At 44.2% G+C, this 18,131-nt stretch carries 17 protein-coding genes and 1 pseudogene; 14 read left to right on the forward strand and 4 right to left on the reverse strand.

Annotated features, from left to right (window positions below):
* Positions 1 to 5 precede the first annotated feature (5 nt).
* The 6 genes from QMY49_RS03675 (at position 6) to QMY49_RS03700 (ending at position 4,765) form a co-directional block, all read left to right on the forward strand.
* On the forward strand, positions 6 to 2,117 hold the full coding sequence (locus QMY49_RS03675) for a protein-disulfide reductase DsbD family protein (RefSeq protein WP_283312821.1): 2,112 nt from the start codon (positions 6 to 8) through the stop codon (positions 2,115 to 2,117).
* On the forward strand, positions 2,114 to 2,626 hold the full coding sequence (locus QMY49_RS03680; RefSeq protein WP_009700000.1) for a protein disulfide oxidoreductase: 513 nt from the start codon (positions 2,114 to 2,116) through the stop codon (positions 2,624 to 2,626). Before QMY49_RS03675 ends, QMY49_RS03680 begins: the two co-directional genes overlap by 4 nt.
* A 107-nt stretch (positions 2,627 to 2,733) precedes the next feature.
* Entirely contained in the window at positions 2,734 to 3,363 is a 630-nt protein-coding gene (locus tag QMY49_RS03685; protein ID WP_114091968.1) for a class I SAM-dependent DNA methyltransferase, read from the forward strand.
* A gap of 102 nt (positions 3,364 to 3,465) precedes the next feature.
* A complete protein-coding gene (locus QMY49_RS03690; protein WP_029790899.1) occupies positions 3,466 to 3,876 on the forward strand; it encodes a hypothetical protein in 411 nt (136 codons plus the stop codon).
* A 192-nt stretch (positions 3,877 to 4,068) separates the two neighbouring features.
* The gene (locus QMY49_RS03695) at positions 4,069 to 4,437 is read left to right on the forward strand and encodes a hypothetical protein (protein WP_005444911.1); all 369 of its coding nucleotides are present in this window, start codon (positions 4,069 to 4,071) and stop codon (positions 4,435 to 4,437) included.
* A 4-nt stretch (positions 4,438 to 4,441) separates the two neighbouring features.
* Complete coding sequence (locus QMY49_RS03700) at positions 4,442 to 4,765, forward strand: helix-turn-helix domain-containing protein (protein WP_005444913.1); 324 nt, start codon at positions 4,442 to 4,444, stop codon at positions 4,763 to 4,765.
* 60 nt (positions 4,766 to 4,825) lie between these two features.
* On the opposite strand, the gene QMY49_RS03705 is transcribed toward QMY49_RS03700, so the two are convergent.
* Positions 4,826 to 5,335 (reverse strand): GNAT family N-acetyltransferase, encoded by a 510-nt coding sequence (locus QMY49_RS03705; RefSeq protein WP_005444916.1) that lies wholly within the window; start codon positions 5,333 to 5,335, stop codon positions 4,826 to 4,828.
* Between the two features lie 109 nt (positions 5,336 to 5,444).
* On the reverse strand, positions 5,445 to 5,984 hold the full coding sequence (locus tag QMY49_RS03710; RefSeq protein ID WP_239923341.1) for a TetR/AcrR family transcriptional regulator: 540 nt from the start codon (positions 5,982 to 5,984) through the stop codon (positions 5,445 to 5,447).
* A gap of 126 nt (positions 5,985 to 6,110) precedes the next feature.
* Between QMY49_RS03710 and QMY49_RS03715 the strand changes: the two are divergent.
* The 8 genes and pseudogenes from QMY49_RS03715 to QMY49_RS03750 all read left to right on the forward strand — a co-directional run.
* Positions 6,111 to 6,362 (forward strand): annotated as a pseudogene (locus QMY49_RS03715) (hypothetical protein); the annotation flags it as partial.
* Positions 6,363 to 6,531: 169 nt separating this feature from the next.
* Positions 6,532 to 7,668, forward strand: a complete 1,137-nt coding sequence (locus tag QMY49_RS03720; RefSeq protein WP_005444921.1) for an efflux RND transporter periplasmic adaptor subunit — start codon at positions 6,532 to 6,534, stop codon at positions 7,666 to 7,668.
* Positions 7,661 to 8,932: a TolC family protein gene (locus QMY49_RS03725; protein ID WP_038898649.1), complete on the forward strand. Its 1,272-nt coding sequence runs from the start codon at positions 7,661 to 7,663 to the stop codon at positions 8,930 to 8,932. Before QMY49_RS03720 ends, QMY49_RS03725 begins: the two co-directional genes overlap by 8 nt.
* Positions 8,929 to 10,143 (forward strand): ABC transporter permease, encoded by a 1,215-nt coding sequence (locus QMY49_RS03730; RefSeq protein ID WP_005444932.1) that lies wholly within the window; start codon positions 8,929 to 8,931, stop codon positions 10,141 to 10,143. Before QMY49_RS03725 ends, QMY49_RS03730 begins: the two co-directional genes overlap by 4 nt.
* A 2-nt stretch (positions 10,144 to 10,145) precedes the next feature.
* The gene (locus QMY49_RS03735) at positions 10,146 to 11,429 is read left to right on the forward strand and encodes an ABC transporter permease (protein WP_283312830.1); all 1,284 of its coding nucleotides are present in this window, start codon (positions 10,146 to 10,148) and stop codon (positions 11,427 to 11,429) included.
* A 19-nt stretch (positions 11,430 to 11,448) separates the two neighbouring features.
* Positions 11,449 to 12,141, forward strand: a complete 693-nt coding sequence (locus tag QMY49_RS03740; protein ID WP_005444936.1) for an ABC transporter ATP-binding protein — start codon at positions 11,449 to 11,451, stop codon at positions 12,139 to 12,141.
* A gap of 266 nt (positions 12,142 to 12,407) precedes the next feature.
* The gene (locus QMY49_RS03745) at positions 12,408 to 14,174 is read left to right on the forward strand and encodes a hypothetical protein (protein WP_283312833.1); all 1,767 of its coding nucleotides are present in this window, start codon (positions 12,408 to 12,410) and stop codon (positions 14,172 to 14,174) included.
* A 228-nt stretch (positions 14,175 to 14,402) separates the two neighbouring features.
* Positions 14,403 to 15,674, forward strand: a complete 1,272-nt coding sequence (locus QMY49_RS03750) for a polysaccharide biosynthesis protein (RefSeq protein WP_038898644.1) — start codon at positions 14,403 to 14,405, stop codon at positions 15,672 to 15,674.
* 151 nt (positions 15,675 to 15,825) lie between these two features.
* Here the strand turns inward: QMY49_RS03750 and ati2 are convergent, their stop codons facing one another.
* Positions 15,826 to 17,313: a T3SS effector inositol phosphatase Ati2 gene (gene ati2, locus QMY49_RS03755; RefSeq protein ID WP_283312836.1), complete on the reverse strand. Its 1,488-nt coding sequence runs from the start codon at positions 17,311 to 17,313 to the stop codon at positions 15,826 to 15,828.
* Positions 17,314 to 17,355: 42 nt separating this feature from the next.
* A complete protein-coding gene (ati1, locus tag QMY49_RS03760; protein ID WP_005444944.1) occupies positions 17,356 to 17,805 on the reverse strand; it encodes an Ati1 family type III secretion system chaperone in 450 nt (149 codons plus the stop codon).
* Between the last annotated feature and the right edge of the window lie 326 nt (positions 17,806 to 18,131).

Consider the following 18,131-nt stretch of genomic DNA (forward strand, 5'->3'; position numbering starts at 1 on the left):
TCACTATGAACCACATTAAAAAAACAACTCAAGCTGCGGTTATGATCTTCATGACGTTAGCGTTGAGCTTATTCTCGTTATTTGCCCAAGCACAGACGACAGACACCGGGTGGCTGACCAACCCTCAACATCCACCTGTACAGACGCGCTTTGTACTTACCGGACAACAAGATCCCAATACCAACACACTTACTGGTTATCTTGATGTCAAACTCACCGGCGATTGGAAAACCTACTGGCGTTCACCGGGTGAAGGTGGCGTCGCGCCTTCTATTGATTGGGAAAAATCACAAAACCTAACCAAAGTGGATTGGCAATGGCCGTACCCGCAGAAATACGAACTGCTTGGTATTGAAACGCTGGGTTATAAAGGTGACACCGTTTTCCCAATGACGTTGCACGTCGAAGACATGAATAAACCAGTGACGATTGATGCGACGCTGACACTGTCTTCGTGCACGACCATTTGTGTCCTGACGGATTATCACATTCAACTGTCTTTCCTACCTTCCGACTTACAAGTTGATGAAGGAGTGATGTTTACTTACGCGCAAGCAGTGAGCAGTGTGCCTCAGCCTTCTCCTTTTGTTGAAGTTACGCAAGCAAACTGGGATGCGAGCCAATCTAAGTTGCAAATCACACTGACCAACTCACAAGGATGGCAGAAGCCAGAAGTGTTAGTCGATGGTGTCGATGAAACAACGAGCGATTACAGCTTCAAGTTGGAAGGGCTGCATCAAGAGGGCAATACGCTTACCGCAAACTATTTAGTGAATACTTGGTTGGGTGACGTAGAGCTGGATAACCAATCGCTTTACGTCTCAATCAAAGATAACAACCTACTGGCGCAAGAAACCGCGCAAGCAAAAGCGGGTGTTATCACGCAAGCTTTGCCAACCACTTCACTGGTGAACATATTCTTGTTTGCGCTACTAGGCGGCTTGATTCTGAATATCATGCCTTGCGTACTACCAGTACTAGGTATGAAGTTAAGCAGCATTGTGGCCGCACAAGGTGTTGAACGTCGCCAAATTCGCACTCAATTCATCGCTTCTTCGTTAGGTATTCTGACTTCGTTCTGGCTTTTGGCTGGGTTTATCTTAGTGTTGAAGCTGACAGGTAATGCTATCGGCTGGGGTGTGCAATTCCAAAGCCCTTGGTTCTTAGGCTTAATGCTGCTGGTGACCGGATTATTTGGCGCCAACATGCTTGGTTTATTTGAAATTCGCCTGTCTTCAGGTACGAATACTTGGCTAGCGTCGAAGGGCGATAACTCGCTATTTGGACACTACGTGCAAGGAATGTTCGCGACTCTGCTTGCAACGCCTTGTTCTGCGCCTTTCTTAGGTACCGCCGTTGCGTTTGCACTGGGTGCGGACGTAGCAACGTTGTTTGCTATTTTCACCGCACTGGCATTAGGCATGGCACTGCCTTGGATCTTAGTCGCTATCTTCCCGGGTATCGCGTTGAAGTTACCAAAGCCAGGGCAGTGGATGAATGTCGTGAAAATCGTATTCGGCATCATGATGCTGGCAACCAGTGCATGGTTGTTGTCATTGATGGCGAATCACTTACCCGTATTTTGGGTCATCTTAATCGGCTTGGTTGCATTCATCGTTATTATGGCGCGTGTCAAGCGAGTCTACGGTAACAAAGCGCTGGCAGCGTCAGGTATGGCATCGCTCATCTTAATCGCTGGTGGACTGATGCTAGGCAGCATGACAGCGAATCATTGGGCAACCCCTTTGCCTGAAGACTTGGCTTGGGAAAAGTTATCGAATGAAGCGATTGCGGAACACGTGAAAAATGGTCGCGTAGTATTTGTGGATGTGACTGCTGACTGGTGTGTCACTTGTAAAGCCAACAAGATAGGTGTGATCTGGCAAGATCCAGTTTACTCATTGCTGCAAAGCCCTAATGTTGCGACGTTAAAAGGCGACTGGACGCATCCTAATAGTTCAGTCACCGATTTCTTAAGAGCACATGGTCGTTTTGGTGTGCCATTCAACATAGTTTATGGTCCTGCTGCCCCAGAAGGTATTCCTTTACCAGTGATTTTGACTGACGATGTTGTGGTGAAAGCCATTGAGCAAGCAAGCGGAGGTGTGATTAAGTGAACACCGTAAAAAAGCGCAAGTCGCTGAAATATTGGCTTGGTCAAGCGCTACAAATCATCCTCATGGTGACTGTTATATCGGTCGCGATGGATTGGTACCGCACCAAAGACATTCCCAAAGAGCATGCGCCGCCTCTTAGTGCAATCATGGCGGACGGTGAGTTCGTCGATGTGATTGCCAAAAGCCATGATGAGCCTGTTGTCGTGTATTTTTGGGCAACGTGGTGCCCTGCGTGTAAGTTTGTTAGCCCTAGCGTGAGTTGGTTGAGCAACTATTATGAAGTCGTTGCTGTTTCTGGTGCCTCTGGTCCAGAAGAACGTGTACAAAAATTCATGCAGGCAAAAGACTACCAGTTCGATAATGTCAATGATCCCAAAAGCACCATCATGCAAGAATGGAGCATTAGCGTAACTCCGACTATCTATGTTGTAAAAGATGGGAAGGTAAGTTCAATTACAACGGGTGTTACCACACCAGTAGGTATTTTAGCGAGGATCTGGATGGCTTAAATCAATGCGTAGCACGTCGACTTTTTTCACGCTTTTACAAGGACATAAGTGTATAGGTGACTAGGGCGTGCTACATTGGCAAGCGTTCAAGAATTCAAGGAGGAATCATGGACGTTGCCAAAATGTATGATGAAGTATCTGAGCGCTACCAAAAGTTAATTGAAGACAGCCAATATGTTGGTCCACGTTGGGTCGACGGGAAGCTAAAAACACTCAATCTACGGCAAGGCTCAGCCCTTGACTTGGCTTGCGCCACAGGCAGCATCGGGAAAGTCATAAAATCTCATTACCCTGATGTCGTCCTACATGGCTTGGACATCTCCTCCAATATGGTGAACAAAGCGCGCGAAACCAACTTATATCAAAGCGTCAATGTTCATGATCTTGACCAACCTTTTTCCCCACTTTTCAATCAAACCTTCGACATCATTACCGCTCTCGGATTCACGGAATTTCTCGTCGATCCCCAGTCGCTACTTCAATGTATTGCTGAGCTGCTAAATGCTGATGGGCGTTGCTTTATCAGTTTCCAATGTCACGACCCAGATGGAAAAGATCTGCCGAGAAACACCTACAGTGGCACAGTCGTACACACCGCTTACACCGAGAACGAAGTTCGCGAGTTCAGCCAAAACGCAGGGCTTAAAGTCGTATCGCTTGAAAATCTTGTCGGTTATACATCAGGTGCAGGTTATGTATGCCGTTACCTGGTCTTAGAGCTACGAAAGCCAAGTTAATCAATCAAATAAACAAGGCGTGCTGAAGGAATACACGGTATTTCCTGCGTTAAGTATGTTTCCGCAGGACTGTTTAAGTATGCGGTTTAAAAGGGGATAAGCATGAAGTGGACGCTATGGTTTATTGCTTTTATCGCGGTAGAAGTTATGGCAAAAGAACCACTTAGAGTTGCGATCAATCAAGCACCGTATTCCGCCGTTTTACGGCTCACGAGTTTTGAAGAAATAAAGCAAGGTGTTGATGCATACTACGAAATTCAAGCTGACGTACTCGAAGAGATTCGAGGGAATTTTTCGTCTCACATATCTTTCAAAATGTATGCAGCGAAGGGAGATGAGCCAAATTTAGGAGCTGCAGCATCGATTATTGTGCTCTGTCATGATGACCAAGGGTATTTTTGGCCCGGCACTGGTTCTGAGTTTAAGGCGAGTAAGCAAAATATCGCTATCGCTAAAGAGGCGGCTGAATATCAAACTGAAGAACAAGAGTTGTTTTCTCTATGCCCGCAATAGTGGATATTGAACCACGGAGACGGCAGGGGTTTGTCCTCAAGTTGATTACTTAACTTATTGAAAATTAAGAACTGTCATACCATTGTCGCCATGGTGTCACATGACAAAAAGGCGACTGTCGTCTGTGCGTCGTTTTTATAGTGTCGATCTTGCGGCACGATGTGAACATCATTGAATGAATAGGGATATGTGATGCAAACAGGGAAAACAATTTTAACCAGCTACTTTGAATGGAAAGGACATGACATTACTGTCCAAATCTCAATGTTAAGTGGCAAAGAGTGGGTTTACGTCGATGGTGAACTCGTATCCCAAAAGTCCAATTGGTACTTTAAATCCAGTCATATGATTGAGATTGAAGGAGAGAAATTAGAAGTCCAAATTTGCCTAAACGGTAAGTGGATGATAACGGTCTTCCTAAAAAAGGGTTATCGAAGTATTGATGAGTATGAATTTGGGCTAACTCATTTCCAAATTCTCAAAGGCATTGGTGTTGCTTTTGCATGTGGTTTGCTTGTTGGTTTTGTCACTATCGCTGTGTTTTTTGGTGGGAAAGGGTGAATGGATGCAATTAGATACCTCAAAAATTCGCCACTTAAGGCAGCACAAAGCATGGACCCAACAACAACTCGCCGATATCTGTGGGTTAAGTTTACGCACCATACAACGTGTTGAGCTTCACGGAAGTGCTTCTTTGGAGACGGGGCGTTCTCTGGCGGCTGCATTTGATACCGAATACACGGCACTTTTGGTCAATGCTAAACCTGATAACTATGGGAGTAACGAACCTTCATCTTTTAGCTATTCTCCTAACCTTATATTAATTAGTGTAGGAATGTTTGTATTCGGTGTATTGGTCGGTGCACTTGCAATGCTCCTATTAAGATAGATTGGGTTACACCGCATGCCCAAAGCAATGTGCTCTGGGCATAACAGATTGATTTTGATATTAGACGACTTGCTCGTCTGGATGACTCCACATCAATGGATCAGAAAAAGGTCCCTTGATGGATGAAGTGGACTCACCAACCCCAGTTAACGCGTCTGCTGTTAACTCTCGTGCAAACCAGCAATCTAAAGGCGCATTGGACGGTACAGGTAGTAATACGCTGTGAGTCGTGTTGTAACGATTCGCATAATGCATCGGATCGCCCATTACAAAGATAACGTCAGCGTTTAACTGCTTTTCTGCTTCTTCCATCAATCTTGTCGCATAACCTTTGCCTTGGAACTCAGGTAGTACCGCAAGTGGTGCAAGTACATAGCATTTTAGGTGTGGTGCTGCGTCAATCACGATAGGGGTATAGCAGGCGTGTGCTACGCCTTCGTAGACGATTGAAAAGCTGCCATCTGCAATAAGATTGTCGGCAAATTCTGCATAGAGTTTGGCGTGTCTCTCATCATATAGCCCACCGGCTTTCGCGAACGCCTCGTATTGAATTTGATAAGGTGTATTCATTGGTTTCTCCTTAGTTTTTATATTTAATTTACTAAACCGACTGACCGTGCAGTCAGTTAGTTTAATCAAAAAAATCACGCAACGAGATGTGCATGATTTTTTGGTTGGTTTAGCAGTACTTTTTGATGAACTCTTGCCTGATTTCTTCGATAGGGAAGTCCTCATTGAGTAAATAGTTCATGGCAATACCATCGATCTCCGCGATGAACATTTTTGTCACGACAACAGGGTTCGGGTGCCCCAGTGAGCGAAAAACTTCTTCAGTGGATACCTGTAAACCTTGGTAGCGTTTGTCTATCAGATCGACAACAATCGCTCTCGTGGTCGGGTGAACCATCACACTAAAATTGAACTGATAAATCTTGCGGTGTTCAGGAACGGTCATACCATCGAAGATCGAGTGGATCATTGCTTCTAAGCGATCGTCATTCTCTGATACGTGTTCATCACTCTTATCTGTTTCTTCGATAATCTGAGTGATATGAACAAAAACTTCTCTTAACAGTTCGTTTTTATTTTTGAAGTGGTGAAACACCAAGCCTTTTGAAATTTCAGCCTTCTCACAAATGGTGGAGACGGGCGTTTTCTCAAAACCATGTTCCGCAAATAACTGCGTTGCAACTTCAATGATCTGTTGTCTTTTGTCCATAGTACTCGCTCTAAATACCGACTGACCAATTGGTCAGTTTTGCGAATAATAGTGTGTTTTTTGATCTTCCGTCAAGTCTTAATAGGATCAAAACAGCAGTGTTGGTGCTTTCGAAGTGAAGTAAAAAGCATTGAGTCATTTCCAAACTGCAAAATCAAAGCGGTAGTGGGTGGCTTTCATCTCGTGGGCTTGCCCGTATTTAATAGTATTGGTGGTACTAAAGACGACATCAAAGCATTAGGTAAAGTCTTGTCAGAATATCCTGTTGAGAAGTTTTACACGGGTCACTGTACGGGGATGAAGGCGTATCATTTACTGAAAGAAGTGCTTGTTGATCGCCTAGAGCATTTACCAACTGGTCGCCGTGTTGAAATTTAACCAATGATCATTTTACGCCAAGTTCAGCGATTCACTCCGGCTATTGTCTTTTAGTGATTACATAGCCATACCAAATATGACAAATATCCTACATTAAAGCCGATATTATCCTAGAACTTTGTGTTCACGAGATGGTCACAAGACTACACAACAATAACTGGTATCAATGATGGCAAAAACTTGGCTTGTCTCTGCTGTGAGCGTTGCGCTGCTCGGTGGCGGTGCGTATTACTATCTGCAATCTTCGGCTCAGCCGGAAGCGTTTCCAACTCTAGCGGTGGAAAAAGGAACCATTGAAAAACAAGCGGTCGCTGTTGGTAATATTGTTCCAGCGCACTCGGTTTCTATTAAGTCACAAATTGACGGTATCGTTGGTGAAATCTATGTCAACGTCGGCGAAAAAGTAAAACAAGGGCAACCCTTGATTAAGGTGCGTCCTAACCCGACACCTCAAGCACTGACGGATGCGTCTACCGATTTGATGCGCAGTGAAGCGGATCTTGAATCAGCCAAACAAAAGCTTGCTAACCTAGAGAGCTTGGTCAAGCAGGACATCATTCCTAAAAACTATGACGAGTATGTGAGTGCACGATCAGCGGTTAAGTCTGCTCAAGCGAATGTATTGCAAAAACGTCAGAACCTTGAGTTGATTCGTAGCGGCGAAGCCTCTATCGGGAATGCACGTTTGACATCGACCATTTATGCGCCGATTGATGGCACTGTTCTTAACCGTAAAGTGGAAGTCGGTGAGCCGATTATTTCTACACAGTCAAGCCAAGAAGCAACGGCAATGATGTCACTGGCTGATATGAATAGCCTGATTTTCAAAGGCAGCGTGAGTGAACATGATGCTGCTCAGCTTTCCCCGGGCATGCCAGTTGTGATCACTGTCGCTCCTTATCCAGATGTTGAGATCTCTGGAGTGCTGACTAAAGTTGCCATTCAGTCTGAGAACTTAAACTCACCTGCTGGAAACGCATCCGCGAAAAGTTTCGATAATGGCTTTGGCGTTGAAGTGGGCGAACTAAGTATTCCGAAAGAAGTGCGTTTGCGCTCGGGTTTTTCGTCGACGGCAAAAATCACGCTAAAGAAATCAGAAAATGTTTTAACACTGCCAGAGCGTGCGCTTCAGTTTAATGGCGACACACCAAGCGTTTTGATCCCAGACACTTCTGAACAAGGTTTCCACTCACAACCAGTAAAACTCGGACTATCGGATGGAATTAATGTGGAAGTGCTTGATGGTGTCGAACTGAATGAAGAAATCATCGACAACAGCATGATGATGGGAGCCGCTCATGGCTAAGTTAACTTTGTCCAAATTAGGCTGCGCGATATTAGCTGCCACGTTAAGTTTGCCTAGCTATGCGATTTCTATCGAGCAAGCGTGGCAACAGGCAAAACAAAACGACCCAAATTATGAAAAAGCTAAGATTGGCGTGCAACTTGGCGAGGTCGGTGTTGATGCGAGTCGCAGTTCACTTTTGCCCGGTTTGACTGCCACGGCGTCTTCAAACTGGAGTGAGTCAGCAGACAATACCAACCGCTACGGGGCATCCCTCTCTCAAACCATTTGGGACAGCAGTTTGTGGTCAGACTTAGACCGAGCAAATGCAAACTACCTTAAAGCGCAGTTGGAGTTGACTCAATCACATAACGAATTGGCGCAAAGGCTCCTATCGTCTTATCTGGATGTTGCGAGTGCGCAAGGCGATTTGCAACTGGCGCAATCTAAGCTAGAAGAAGGCAATAAGTTACTGAAAATAATCGAGAAGCGGTATCGTGCAGGTAAAGTGAAATCGGTTGATGTAGAAGAGATTCGTGCGACACAGGTTTCTGAACAAGCGGGTATTTTAAGTGCTCAAGCTGACTTAGAAGTGAAAAGAGCGACACTGGCAGCTTTAATCAACCAAACGCCACAAAATGTCGATCAAATTCGTACTGATTCGCTCATCCAGCCACCAATGTTGGTGAACTCCCAAGAGCAATGGTTGAAACTGGCAAAAGACAGCAGTCCTGAGCTATTAGTCGCTGCGCAAAATGTCAAAGCCAGTGAGTTTGCCAAAGATTCAGCGAAAGGTGGTTACTACCCCACGTTGAAAGGTGACATTGGTTACAACGATGATGATCGACGCAAAGACGGTGAGTTCAACGCTGGCATCACCTTGAGCGTGCCAATTGACCTCAACGGTGCAACGCGCGCTAAAGTTGATGAAGCGTCACTTAATATCCTCAGTGCGAAACAAGATTTGCGTAAAGTTGAAATCGATATTCATAAGCGCGTTATCCAGCAGTTTACTCAGGTCGAGATCAACTGGAACCAAGTGCTGATGGCAAACGAGCTTGTGCTTTCTCGCGAGAAAGTCTTACGCAGTAAAGAGAAGCTTTACGACGCAGGATTGTTGGAAGTCTCAGAGGTTATCAGTGCGCACAACAGTTTGTTTGAAGCCAAAAATAGCCTAAAAACCAACTTGTACAGCTATTGGCGTCAGCGCATTGGTTTGCTTCAAACTGCAGGAAAGCTGGATGATGACACGATGGCGTTGATTTCTCGAGCTTTTAACTCATGACCAATCTATTACAGCAAACCTGGCAAACTTTGATGGCGCATCGTATGAAAAGTGCGTTGGCGATCATTGCTATTGCTTGGGGTGTCATTTCAGTGGTGGTGTTGATTGCGTTGGGAGAGGGTTTCTATCGTCATCAAACTCAACAGCTTTCTTTTTTGATGAACAACGTCCAAGTGGCATTTCCCTCAAGCACAAGTAAGGCTTGGCAAGGCTTACCGGCTAGGCGTCAAATCAGTATTTCACAAGAGCAAGTTGAGATGATCAAGAGCGCGGGTTTTGTCGAGGATGTTTCCAGTGTGTATGCCAAGTGGGATGGCAGCGTTACCAATGAAAAAGGACAACGTTTATCGAGTAATGTGAGTGGCATAGATTCGACGTATTTTTCACTAATGCAAAGCAAGTTTGAAACTGGCTCGCGCCATATCTCACCGAGTGATATCCACAATCACACACGCGTCGCAGTATTAGGTGAGCAAATCGCGAAGATGGGGGCACTTACCATCGGTAATACAGTGAAAGTTAATGGCATTCCTTTTCTGGTAATTGGCGTACTCAAAAATGAGGACTCTGGTATTTCTTTTGGTGATAACCGTACCGTCTTCATCCCTCAAACGACCTATCGAGATCTGTGGAACACCAAGCCATGGATGTTGTTGATGAAGCCTGCCGCGGGTATGGATGCCTATTCATTTAGGAAAAACGTTGCTGACTTTTATGCGAAATTGCTTCATTTTGATCCTAACGATAGAGATGCGATTGATATGCCAGATTTTAGTGAAGGAGCCTCATTGATTAAGGGGATCTTCCGTGGCATTCAGGTGTTCTTGGGCGCAAGTGGTGCTATGACCATGGCTGTTGGTGCACTTGGTGTTGCCAATATTATGTTTCTGTCGGTGACTGAGAGAACAAGAGAGATTGGGGTTCGCTTGGCGATAGGCGCGACTCAAAAATCGATACTGAATCAGTTTATTTTAGAAGGGCTCATTCTTGTTGCTGTTGGAACCGGAGTTGGGCTGATGTTTGCTTATAGTATTGTGACCTTACTTAGCTCAATCACCCTTCCTGAATGGGTTGGTATACCGGTGATAACACTCGGCTCTATTGTATGGTCACTCTTAGTCACGCTGATTTTGGCACTGATGGCGTCATACTTTCCTGCAAGACGAGCCTCTCGTCTCACACCAGTAATTGCTTTGAGTGCGAGGGCATAATCATGCTGTTACCAATGAGACAAATCTTCCAAGAGATGTCAGCAGAAAAGTTGCGTTTAGGCTTAACGATTTTGGCGGTGGCGTGGGCAACGCTTTGTATCGCTGCCATGCTGGCTGTTGGTGAGGGAATTCGACAGGGCGTGCTGAAAACGGCGCAAAATGGCAATGGTAATCTGATCTATCTGACTGGGGGGATTGCGACGGTTGATCATGGCGCTTTTCATCAAGGTAAATTTCTTACGCTTAAGATAGATGACGCTAAAGTCATCAAGGCATTACCTGAAGTAGCCAGTGTAGCACCCAGCGCGAAATGGAATGAAAACATCACGGCAGGAAACCGAGGATCATGGCAAAAGCCGCTCGCGGTTCCAACGGATTACGCATCAATGACTAATCTGAAGCCTTTATCCGGCGGGCGATGGTTGAATCCACTTGATCAAAAACAGATGCGCAAAGTGGTTGTGCTCGGTTATTCATTAGCTGCGGATTTGTTCAACCCAGTTGATGATTTTAATTGGTTTGCTGCTGTTACCTTACAAGCCGATCCGGTTGGTAAAAAGGTTAAAATTGGTAGCGAAGAGTTTACTGTGGTCGGGGTACTTGCCAAAAACAGTGGACGCGTTGAGCAAGGCGATGACATCAGCTATTCGAGCTTTGTTCCGCTTGCGACTTGGCAACGCTTTCATGCAAATGGTGATATTGGTGGTATTAATGTTGAGCCAAAATCGGAGACCGACCGCAAGAGGTTGGCTGAAACCATTCGCCAAGTGATTGCGCGTAAACATGGAGCCAGTGTCAGTGATGAGCAAGTCGTACAAGTGGAAGATATGTTCATGCAACAAAAGAGCATGCAGCAGTTCCTGATAGGTTTGCAAAGCTTTCTCGGCATTATTGGTTTTGTCACGCTAGCTGTGGCTGGTGTTGGGATCGCGAATGTGATGTACGCGACTGTTAAACGCTCTACCCGAGATATTGGAGTTCGTATGGCGGTAGGGGCAACGCCAACGGCGATCCGTCTGCATTACTTAGTTCAATCGTTAATGACCATGATGATGGGAGGCGCGTTGGGGCTCGGTGTTACCTACAGTCTCATTTCCGCAATCAGTGCCATCAATCTAGAAGGGAATGTCTTCTATGAGGATCTCGGTAAACCGGTTCCAGAACTTTCGTGGACTGTGGTTGCGATAGTGATCTCTACCTTGGTGTTTATCGGCGTCGCGTCAGCTTGGTTACCTGCCAATCGGGCAGCCAAAGTGAGTCCGCTGGAGGCACTACAAAGTGAATAATAATAACTCTGGAGAAAGCATGGTGAACAAGCCGCTTGTCGAGCTGACTAATATTTGTAAGTACTACGCGAGTGGTGAGGTCGAAGTACGTGCACTAGACGGCGTTGACTTAACCATCAACCAAGGAGAGTTTCTTTCTATTCTTGGACCATCTGGCTCTGGCAAATCGACGCTGATGAATATGCTTGGTTGCCTGGATAAACCGACGAATGGTGAATACGTTTTGGGTGGTCAAAATGTTGCAAGCTTAACTGCTAATGCTCTAGCAGGGATTCGCAATCAAAAGATTGGTTTTGTGTTTCAGAGCTTTAATTTGCTTGAATACGCAACGGCTCTAGATAATGTCGCATTACCGCTTGTGTATTCGGGTATCAAAGCTAAAGAGCGTCGCCAACGTGCCGCAAAATTGTTAGAACAAGTGGGGCTAGGGGATCGACTCGATCACAAGCCGAACCAGCTTTCAGGTGGTCAAAAACAAAGGGTTGCGATTGCACGAGCTTTGGTTAATGACCCGCAAATTATCCTTGCCGATGAACCAACTGGTGCTTTGGACTCCAAATCAGGTGCAGAGATTGAAGCCTTGTTCAACCAACTTCATGCAGAAGGTCGAACCCTCATCATCGTCACACACGACAACGCTTTGGCAGAGCGTACTAAACGCATCATTACGATTAAAGATGGTAAGGTGATTTCAGACCGCAAACCGGATTAGAGATTGTCCTTCGGTGTCTATCGTTCACTTAAGCGTTGATACTTAACTGTTGATACTTGACTGTTGTCGATGAAAGCGCACTTGGATGTTTGTCTGAGATGCGCTTTTTTATTGAATATTGAGCGAAAAAAAGCGTGAGCTAGGTTTTTAAATAAGCTTATCAATCTGTTAGATAAACTCTTCTAGTTGCTGAGATTGCGCTAATGTGCCATTGTCGAATCTACGTTTCATGCTAGCGTGATATGACATTCATAGCGGATAAACTTATGCCAAACCCAACGCCAAGAAAAAGTGGAGATCTCCACGTTCAAGCGGTTACTTCTGAAATCCAGCACTATTTACAGGCGAAAACGCTTCCGAAAGCAGATGGGATTGCTTCGGGGACTGCGCGATTTATCATTGAGCAGCAAAGTAACATCTCTCAAGTCACGAACAAATTTGAGGCTGACAACTCAAATGTCGCTCCTGATCTAACCTTGCATCTAGCTAATGGAGACGTTGTTTGTGTCAACCTGTTCAAAATAAGGCCTAAAAGAGTGATACAGCCAAAGAATTTAGGAGCAAAAAGCTTTATTGCAAAATACTTTGGATCAGCTTCCCTTCAGAGTGAATTCAATGATTACTTTGCTAAGGTTTACCGTCAGTTTTTACTCGATAGTGCTAATCGCATAGTGGGTGATGTGTCTAATGAGGCGACAGAACGTGAATTGAAGCGTTTACTAAAAGAGTCTTGTCCTAAGTTCACGCAAGAACTTGAAGAGTTTCGCAGTAAGCTTCTTTATGAGCTGAGAGAGAAATGCTTTGGCTTGTTTCTGGATGAATATAACCAAGCCTCTGAAACCATCGAAAAGGCATTTAACTCCTTATTTATGACTGACTCCTTCAATGTTATTACTCAGTATGATGGCGAAAGGCTAAAGGGTGTTAAAGAATTTAAAATTGATGTTCACGAGATAAAAAACGTCAGCATATCCAAGGTTGGCTCGAATTCCGTTGGCATTACTGCCGACAATATTACGCTGTTGATCCGATTTAAGTTTGAAAGTGGTCCTGACTCTGCGATCAAGCTAGCGACCAGCTACGCAACACCTAAAGCTGAGAATAAGATCGCTCAGGACAATGCGCGATCTTTGCAGCAGTTTAACGATGCTTTGTCTGTTACACATAAACCTGAAGGTGGGAAAGCGAATTCCAACGCAATCGGTAAGTGCTCCGAAGCTATTTTTTATGCTCAGCTTCTCAAGGTAAACCCAAATGTCATCCAGCTTGATAACCATGCGTTTATTGAGATGTTCGCGAAATATTCACCGGATATTACTGCTACAGAGTTCGAAGGGATACGAGCGACTTCTGTTGGTGCAGTGGATGGTTTAAGCGCGTTTTTGAAAGAAAAGCATGGTGACTTTAAGATCGATTCTATCGAGCTAGTGCCTGATGCGTATTTGGACAACCGCCTAAACACTGCCGATATTGAGTTAGTGATACGAGTAGGAGATAAGTACGTAACGGAACCTATCTCTCTGAAGGCCATTGCTAAGGCGACCAATACCATTAACTGTAAAAACCCGGGTATTGGGCAAATTTTGGGGAACACTTATTTCGACCTCAGACAAGAAGAGCTCAATGGCACGCTTGAGGTGCTTAAAGAAACGTTCATTAATGATGATGCAGGACGAAGTAGGACGTTGGAATGCCTCTCGGGCAATATTGGTAAACAACTCGCTAACGCGGTAGAAAATGAGCCACAAAAGCTCATTAAAGGCACTAAAGCGTTGTTGGGTAGTGCGCTGGTGGTTGTGGTCTATTATGCGGACAACAAGTATGCAGTGCTAGAACATGACTTTTCGATTACCAAAGTTCAGGTGCATCGAGACACTCCTTCTTTAATTCAAAACACCTTGTCTTGGTCTCATGGTGGGGATCAAGTGAGATTACGGGTCAAATTCAGTGGGGGTCAATCTCACGGCTGGACATCAATCAAGTTGGCATGCGCTTATACCTTTGCCAAAGAAAGAATCCGCAGTAATGTGTGATTGATACATACCCAAGTGACCTCAAGGCGCAGGATTCGGTGAGATTGGTTTAGGAATATGGCTCGAATGTTTTCTGTTCAGCCCTTTGTTTGAAGGGCTTTCTACGGTTGAGAAGTTAAGTAGGTTGTATTTCTGCAACCTTTGTTTGGTCATATAAAACTTGCTTGTAAATGAGAATTACTTTCAATAACATGAAAAATCTCAGTTAAATGGACATCAGTATCTGGAATGCAGTCAGAATCAGTGACCAAAGTAAAGAATGCGTTTCTTTCTGGAATATGGGCGACCTTAGTCAGTATAGGCATCGGATTTACATTCAAAATCTGGCTTGCTGCTTGGGTGCCGAAAACCGACCTAGCCCTATTTCACAGTGTGGTTGATATCATCTCGCTGTCTATGATTCTAATGACTGGGTTTCGATCTTCTATGGTCGTTACTTATTCTCAAACTCAGAATGACACGGATATTATCAATATCTTTCGATTCACTCTGATTTTGGTTGTTTTGATTACTTGGGGAGGTGTGATTCCCTATATCAAACACAGCCTTAGTATCGGAGTGGAGTATCTTCAGTTAGTCGGGATAATCTTTGGTCTTGGACTTAAACTGTACTTTACGAACCTCGTCGCGATGTACCGCCTGTACGATATTACTAACCGTACGACTTGGCTTGACCCTTCACTCAATGTTCTTCTGTTTTTGTTCGCCTATTATGTTGCTGGATACAGCGCACTAACGGCATTGTTTTATGGGTTGACCATTTCTTCACTCATTACCGCTTTGTACATGTACATCAGCCGCCGCAAAGTGATTTCTACTCTCCCAATTAAACCGGTACGTTTAGATCCGGACATGTTTGGTTATGTGAAGAAGAGTTTTACAGCTACGCTTGAGGCGGGTGCCAGCATTCTGATGATCTACATCGCGGTGTTACTGACGATTCGTTACTTTAGTGTCGATGAGCTGGGGGACTTTCAGGTGGTAGTTCGCCCAGTATTTACGTATATGACCATGTTGTTTGTTTTCCCTATCTACCGGTTCGTATTGCCAGAGCTGTCGGTCAAAATCCGTAACGGGGAATACCAAGAGATTCAGTTGATACGACGTTGGGTGTTCAAACTGTCGTTTATTGTCAGCGCTGTTTTCTTCACGACGATGCTGCTGTTTGGTTCAAACATTGTCGCTGGGCTTTTCCCGCCGGAATATATGGGTGCAGTACCAGTGCTGTTTCATTTTTCTATCTTCTTTATTTTCATGATGCTCAACGCTTATCAACTTGCGTATATCAAAGCGAATGGTTATTTCAAAACCAGCTTGTTTATTCGCTTGTCAGGTATCGTGACCTTAGTTGTTATGTTCTACGTGATATCCGCATTTACCCACAATGTCGTCGCCATCATTGTCGCTTTGTGTCTTGGTTATCTGATGATGTTTATCTTATCGAGTTTCAAAGAAAAGCAGATTCGTGAATCACTATTGCTCGATCCGGTTCAACCGTAGAAAGCCGCAGTTAATCGGTCTTGCGGGGAAGTGGGAGGCGGGATTGGCTCTGTCCTAAAACGCAAAAAGGTGACCTTACGATCACCTTTTGTATTCATCATTCCTATTCATCTAGATAGATTCACAAATAGGTTTTCTGGTTGCGTCTGTCTTAAAGGTTAGCAACGAACTGCTGGTTAAACTGAGCGTTTACTTTGTCACTTAGCTGTTCGTATTTCTCGCTCAATGCAATTTGTTGAGTCTGTAGTTGACCTGTGGTCAGGTTAGCGGTGTGAAGCTGACCCATCTCTTCCATAAAGCCACTTGTTAGCTGGCTAAAGATGGCATCTTTGCCGATGATAAAGCTAGCGAAGTTCTCTTTTACAAACGCTTGTTCATCACTACTCAAGTTTTCTAAACCAAGACGAGCTTGGTTCGCTGAGGTCACATCATCAAACGTCGCTTTTGCCGGATCAGTACCAGGCTTTAAGTACGCTGCTTCATTTTTGAAGTCTGCTGCTGTATGTGTTTGTGCGTTTTCAATCAGCTTTTGAGAAAAGCCTCTTACTTCAAAAGTAGACTGTACTGGCTTATGGTCACTGATATTCTCAAAACCTTCAGTGATAACACGGGTTTCATGGTTTTGTAAGTTGCCTGTTTTGTTGGTTAAGCCAGTATTATCGAGCTCACCGAAGTCAGGACGGTCGCGACCTTCTTTCTGTTTAATGTTGCCAGTGTGCTTATCAAGTTGCATGTAGGTGTGGCTATTAAGTGGTTTGAACTTAAAACCGTGCTTGGCAAGGTGCGTATCATCGTGTGCGACAGGATCGTACATTACGTCAGAACCTTCAGCGATACGCTTTTCACGCTCATTTAGGTCACCAGTGATCAGAACCTCTTCGTTCGGTTTGATCCCCTCCATCAACTTGTTACCTTCGAATTCACGTTTGACTTCTTTGTTAGAGTCCAAGTGTGCAGAAATGACGTTTAAGGCTTGACCATTGATCTCCAAAGCCGTTTTTACGCCACCCTTATTACCAGTGATACCCATGAAGAATTCCATGTTTCGACCACCGATACCGTGACGGTATTCAGACTCTTTTTTGACATTAATATCGACGCCGTCTTTTGCAAAAACAGACATTGACGTGTAGCTAACACCTTCACCAAGACCTTTCGTCATAACTTTCATTTTGTTTTGACTCAGAAGGTTCATACCATCAAGCTCAAGATCGTTAGCAAGTAATTTAGACTCTTGTTCCGCAAACAAGACTACATCATAGTCGCCTTTTTGAATCAGGTTTTGGAAGTAGTTCTTTGTGTCTTCCGGCATCTTTTGGTTTGCTTGGTTATAGGTCAAAGTTAAGACCTTAACGTTGCCGCTGCCTTCTTTTTTATGCAGTTGCTGATTCATCTGATTTAGCTTTAAATCACCGTTTTTTGAAGAATCGGCTTTACTAAAGAAACGATTAAAAAAACTGCGATTCTCTTTTTGTTTTAGAGTAACGTCACCATCGCTATTTTTAGTTACGCTGTACTCTTTACCAAATACAGAACCAAATTTAACGGTATCGCCTTCTTTGGCGTTAGTTTTGATATTTTGAATATCTGCGAGGTCTAAATTACCTCGATGCTGGCTATTAATTTGAATTGTAGACATACATTAAACTCGTATTTTAAATAGGGGGATTCGCAGTAGAGATTAAATAAAGATCCCAGCAGGAAGTGTTTCTGGGATTGTCTCTGCGTTATCCGCTTGCTCAATAAAATGGTGCCATTGCTCCATTCTTTCTAACAGTTGCTGAAAAGTGTTCTGCACATAATCTTGAGGTTTGTTTGAGAGAGAAATAACCTTGTAGATAGTTAATCTTCGGCTATCAGGCATTAGACCGATACCAAAACCACCACGGAAAGGTTCAAGTGCATGTTCGCCAATCGCGATGGCAATCTTTTCTGGAAGAGGGGTTGGTAACTCCACAGGGCTGGTGAGAGACATGTGTAAGTTAATGGTGGCTTCGTTCTTAAATACGGTTAAGAAAAGTGCGTCATCATGGTTATTCGTATCCGATGATAACTCGCACTGAAATAATCCGTTTTCATCAAAATCCGCGCCGTTACCTAAAAAGCTGATACTTTCTTGATAAATATCCATTGTGTTCCTTCTCTGTATTTTTCTGATGGTTCTTATTTGAATGAGAAGAATTATAAAGATGAGGGAATCGCAAGATATTAAGTATGGACGTAAGTTTTTATAATTACTTTCATTCGCTTTGTTGGCTGGTTTTGTCTAAGCCATGAATTTCTTTCATGTTCAACGTGAAGTAATACCAATATTCTTCACGCAATGAAGCAAGTATAAAAAACAGACTGCTCTGGTGTCAGGCACTGTACAGTTGTTTTTGGTCCGAATCCTTCAAGATAGAACGCTGCACAAACTGACGATTGGGATAATCAAAAAACAAAACTATCCCCAAGAAC

The sequence above is a fragment of the Vibrio harveyi genome (assembly GCF_030060435.1).
Classification (GTDB): domain Bacteria; phylum Pseudomonadota; class Gammaproteobacteria; order Enterobacterales; family Vibrionaceae; genus Vibrio; species Vibrio harveyi.

Coding starts and splice junctions, on each gene's coding strand:
- QMY49_RS03675 (WP_283312821.1), top strand. CDS start 6: ATGAACCACATTAAAAAAACAACTCAAGCTGCGGTTATGATCTTCATG.
- QMY49_RS03685 (WP_114091968.1), top strand. CDS start 2,734: ATGGACGTTGCCAAAATGTATGATGAAGTATCTGAGCGCTACCAAAAG.
- QMY49_RS03690 (WP_029790899.1), top strand. CDS start 3,466: ATGAAGTGGACGCTATGGTTTATTGCTTTTATCGCGGTAGAAGTTATG.
- QMY49_RS03695 (WP_005444911.1), top strand. CDS start 4,069: ATGCAAACAGGGAAAACAATTTTAACCAGCTACTTTGAATGGAAAGGA.
- QMY49_RS03700 (WP_005444913.1), top strand. CDS start 4,442: ATGCAATTAGATACCTCAAAAATTCGCCACTTAAGGCAGCACAAAGCA.
- QMY49_RS03705 (WP_005444916.1), bottom strand. CDS start 5,335: ATGAATACACCTTATCAAATTCAATACGAGGCGTTCGCGAAAGCCGGT.
- QMY49_RS03710 (WP_239923341.1), bottom strand. CDS start 5,984: ATGGACAAAAGACAACAGATCATTGAAGTTGCAACGCAGTTATTTGCG.
- QMY49_RS03720 (WP_005444921.1), top strand. CDS start 6,532: ATGGCAAAAACTTGGCTTGTCTCTGCTGTGAGCGTTGCGCTGCTCGGT.
- QMY49_RS03725 (WP_038898649.1), top strand. CDS start 7,661: ATGGCTAAGTTAACTTTGTCCAAATTAGGCTGCGCGATATTAGCTGCC.
- QMY49_RS03730 (WP_005444932.1), top strand. CDS start 8,929: ATGACCAATCTATTACAGCAAACCTGGCAAACTTTGATGGCGCATCGT.
- QMY49_RS03735 (WP_283312830.1), top strand. CDS start 10,146: ATGCTGTTACCAATGAGACAAATCTTCCAAGAGATGTCAGCAGAAAAG.
- QMY49_RS03740 (WP_005444936.1), top strand. CDS start 11,449: ATGGTGAACAAGCCGCTTGTCGAGCTGACTAATATTTGTAAGTACTAC.
- QMY49_RS03745 (WP_283312833.1), top strand. CDS start 12,408: ATGCCAAACCCAACGCCAAGAAAAAGTGGAGATCTCCACGTTCAAGCG.
- QMY49_RS03750 (WP_038898644.1), top strand. CDS start 14,403: ATGCAGTCAGAATCAGTGACCAAAGTAAAGAATGCGTTTCTTTCTGGA.
- ati2 (WP_283312836.1), bottom strand. CDS start 17,313: ATGTCTACAATTCAAATTAATAGCCAGCATCGAGGTAATTTAGACCTC.
- ati1 (WP_005444944.1), bottom strand. CDS start 17,805: ATGGATATTTATCAAGAAAGTATCAGCTTTTTAGGTAACGGCGCGGAT.